Below are 2,514 nucleotides of genomic sequence, written 5' to 3'. Positions count from 1 at the left end.
ACTGCTTCCTGCGGGCCCATCGCCGTTACGGGGCGCACCCGCTGGACCCGGCCGGCTACGACGGCTACGTGGCGGACGCGGCGCGGATCGCGGAGGAGCTCGGGGTGGAACGGCCGCCGCGCAGCGTCGACGAGCTGGCGGAGCGCATGGACGCGTACCGGGCGGTCTCCCGGCAGGCGGGTGTCGACCGCAGCTCCGCCCGGTACGCGTCCATGCGCTCCGCCAGCTCGTCGACGCTGCGCGGCGGCCGTTCCACCCCGAGCTCCTCCGCGATCCGCGCCGCGTCCGCCACGTAGCCGTCGTAGCCGGCCGGGTCCAGCGGGTGCGCCCCGTAACGGCGATGGGCCCGCAGGAAGCAGTCGACCTCCGCCACGTGCACCCAGCCCAGCAGATGAGGGTCCGCCGCGTGGTACGCCCGTCCGTCCGGCGTCCGCCCCCGGACCCGCTCGTGCACGGCCCGTACCCGCTCCACCGCGTGCCGGGCGTCCTCGGCCGTGCCGAAGGTCGTGACCGCGAGAAAGGTGCTGGTGCGCTGCAGGCGCCCCCATGGGTCGCCCCGGAATCCCGAATGCGCCGACACCGCGGCCATGGCGAGCGGGTGCAGCGACTGGACGAGCAGGGCCGCCAGGCCCCCGGCGAACATGGAGGCGTCGCCGTGGACCGCCCGGATCGGGCTGTCGGCTCCGAACCAGCGCGGGCCGGGGGTGCCGTGGATGCGGGCGCGGTTCTCCTCGCCCGACGGGCCCGCCACACGCCGGAACAACGTGCTGCCGAGCCGTGCCCGCAGCTCGTCCACGGTCGGAGGGGGCCATCCCATGCGGCCAGTATGCGCCCGGGAGCGGCCCGGTGAACGGCGGAGGCACCCCGCGCGCGCCGACGGACGTGCGGGACGCGTCAGGCCCGCCGGGTCGAGCCCCGTACGGGACGGCCGTGCGGGCTCACGGCCCGTCCGCCACCGTGAACAGTCCGCCGTCCGGATCGCGCAGGGTCACCCTGCGCCCGCCGCCCGACGCGCTCACCTCGGACGCGGTGGCGCCGCCGAGGCGGCCGACCGCGGCCATCGTGGCCTCGACGTCCGGGACGCGGAACAGCACGTGCCACCGGGGGCGGACCTGGGGATCCGGGGCCGCCTCCACGGCGCCGCCCACGAGCCGCGCGACGGTCGTCTCCCGGTGACTCAGGACCACGCTGTCGTCCTCGTACGCGACCTGGCAGCAACCGGGCTTCTCGCCCGCCCAGTCCAGGACCTCGGCGTAGAAGATCGCCGCGTCGAAGGCGTTCCTGGTGCGCAGCTCCAGCCAGGCGGGCGCGCCGCCGCGCCCCACGCTCCAGTCGGGGATGATCTCGCCCTCCCAGATGCCGAAGACGGCCCCCTCGCGGTCGGAGGCCAGGGCGGCGCGGCCCGTTCCGAAGCGCAGGGGACCGACGGCCACGGTGGCGCTGCGTTCGCGGATCCGGGAGGCGGTCAGATCGGCGTCGTCGACCGCGAAGTAGGGGGTCCAGGCGACGGCTACCGCGAGCCGTGGTGCCAGCGCCCCGATGCCGGCGACCGGCGCCCCGTCCCGGAGAGCGACGGAGAACTCCTTGCCGAGCCGCGTCGGCCGGAACGTCCAGCCGAACACGGCACCGTAGAAGGTCTCCGCGGCTCGCAGGTCGCGGGTCATCAGACTGACCCAGCAGGGAGCGCCGAACACCGCATGACTCGAGGTCGACACAACCTTCATCCATCCGTCGTGGACGCGTGACCGCTGTCCATCCCACCGTACCCCCGGCAAGATCGCCAGTGCGGGCCGTCCCCCTGTCCTCGGCGAGTCCCCGGCCACCACGGTGTGGGCCGCGCCGTCCCCGACGGCGTCAGCGCCGGTCGTTCATGAGCTGCTGGAAGGAACTCATGCAGGGGGTGCAGTGGCGGTCGGTCCGGTCGCGCTCTTCGAGAGGTTCCGCGTGGAGCGACTGTCCACACAGGGCCGTCGCGGTGCCCATGGCGGCGACGTGCCAGACGAAGTCCCCTTCGGGGGAGGCGATGCCGACGTGCATTTCGTACATGATCCGTCTCCATGCTCGGCGGGCCTGTGTCCTTCCAGTGCACCGGAGACGGGCCCGGATGTACGCCCGGGAGCGGCTGATCGGGTGACGGGGCTGCCGTCGCACCCACGGTGACCTGCACGGATATCGGATCGTCCGACCGGTGGGGGAGGGGAGGGCGGTCGCCGGGAGCCGAGGGGGCACGCTCCGAGGCGGCGGTGCGGGTCCCGGCCCGTGCCGCGACGGCGGAAGCGTGCGGCGTCCGGGTGTGCCCGACGCGCGGGTGCCGACGGACCGTCAGTCATCGCGCCGGGCAACGGTGTTCGCCGGGCGGGGCTCCGGTCCTGTCCGGAGCCGGAGCGCCGTGACGGTGACGGGCCCACGGTCGATCACCGCGGTGCGGTGGCGGTGGTGGGCACGCTGTCCAGGGCGGCGGGACGCCGCCCGGTGCCCCCGGCTCGTCCCTCGCACCGCCGCGGACGCTGCGCC

2 protein-coding genes and 2 pseudogenes are annotated in these 2,514 nt (G+C 75.0%); 1 reads left to right on the top strand and 3 read right to left on the bottom strand.

The genetic code is table 11. The features are described from left to right. Positions 1–8: 8 nt before the first annotated feature. Positions 9–146, top strand: a pseudogene (locus EAO71_RS40200) (oxygenase MpaB family protein); the annotation flags it as partial. Positions 147–154: 8 nt separating this feature from the next. Here the strand turns inward: EAO71_RS40200 and EAO71_RS39460 are convergent. From EAO71_RS39460 to EAO71_RS35445, 3 genes and pseudogenes are all read right to left on the bottom strand, one after another. Continuing rightward, a pseudogene (locus tag EAO71_RS39460) lies at positions 155–817 on the bottom strand (oxygenase MpaB family protein); the annotation flags it as partial. A gap of 121 nt (positions 818–938) precedes the next feature. After that, complete coding sequence (locus EAO71_RS35450) at positions 939–1,664, bottom strand: VOC family protein (protein WP_147981924.1); 726 nt, start codon at positions 1,662–1,664, stop codon at positions 939–941. A 190-nt stretch (positions 1,665–1,854) separates the two neighbouring features. Beyond that, positions 1,855–2,046, bottom strand: coding sequence for a hypothetical protein (locus EAO71_RS35445; RefSeq protein ID WP_147981923.1), 192 nt, complete (start codon positions 2,044–2,046; stop codon positions 1,855–1,857). Positions 2,047–2,514 lie beyond the last annotated feature (468 nt).

The organism is Streptomyces sp. MS191, assembly GCF_008042125.1.
In the GTDB taxonomy this organism is placed as follows: Bacteria; Actinomycetota; Actinomycetes; order Streptomycetales; family Streptomycetaceae; genus Streptomyces.
The sequence above is the reverse complement of the archived record's forward strand: the minus strand, read 5'-3'. Positions and strand labels throughout refer to the sequence as shown.

What these genes read in the sequence shown, in the direction of transcription:
- EAO71_RS35445 (WP_147981923.1), bottom strand. Translation starts at nt 2,046, where the DNA reads ATGTACGAAATGCACGTCGGCATCGCCTCCCCCGAAGGGGACTTCGTC.
- EAO71_RS35450 (WP_147981924.1), bottom strand. Translation starts at nt 1,664, where the DNA reads ATGACCCGCGACCTGCGAGCCGCGGAGACCTTCTACGGTGCCGTGTTC.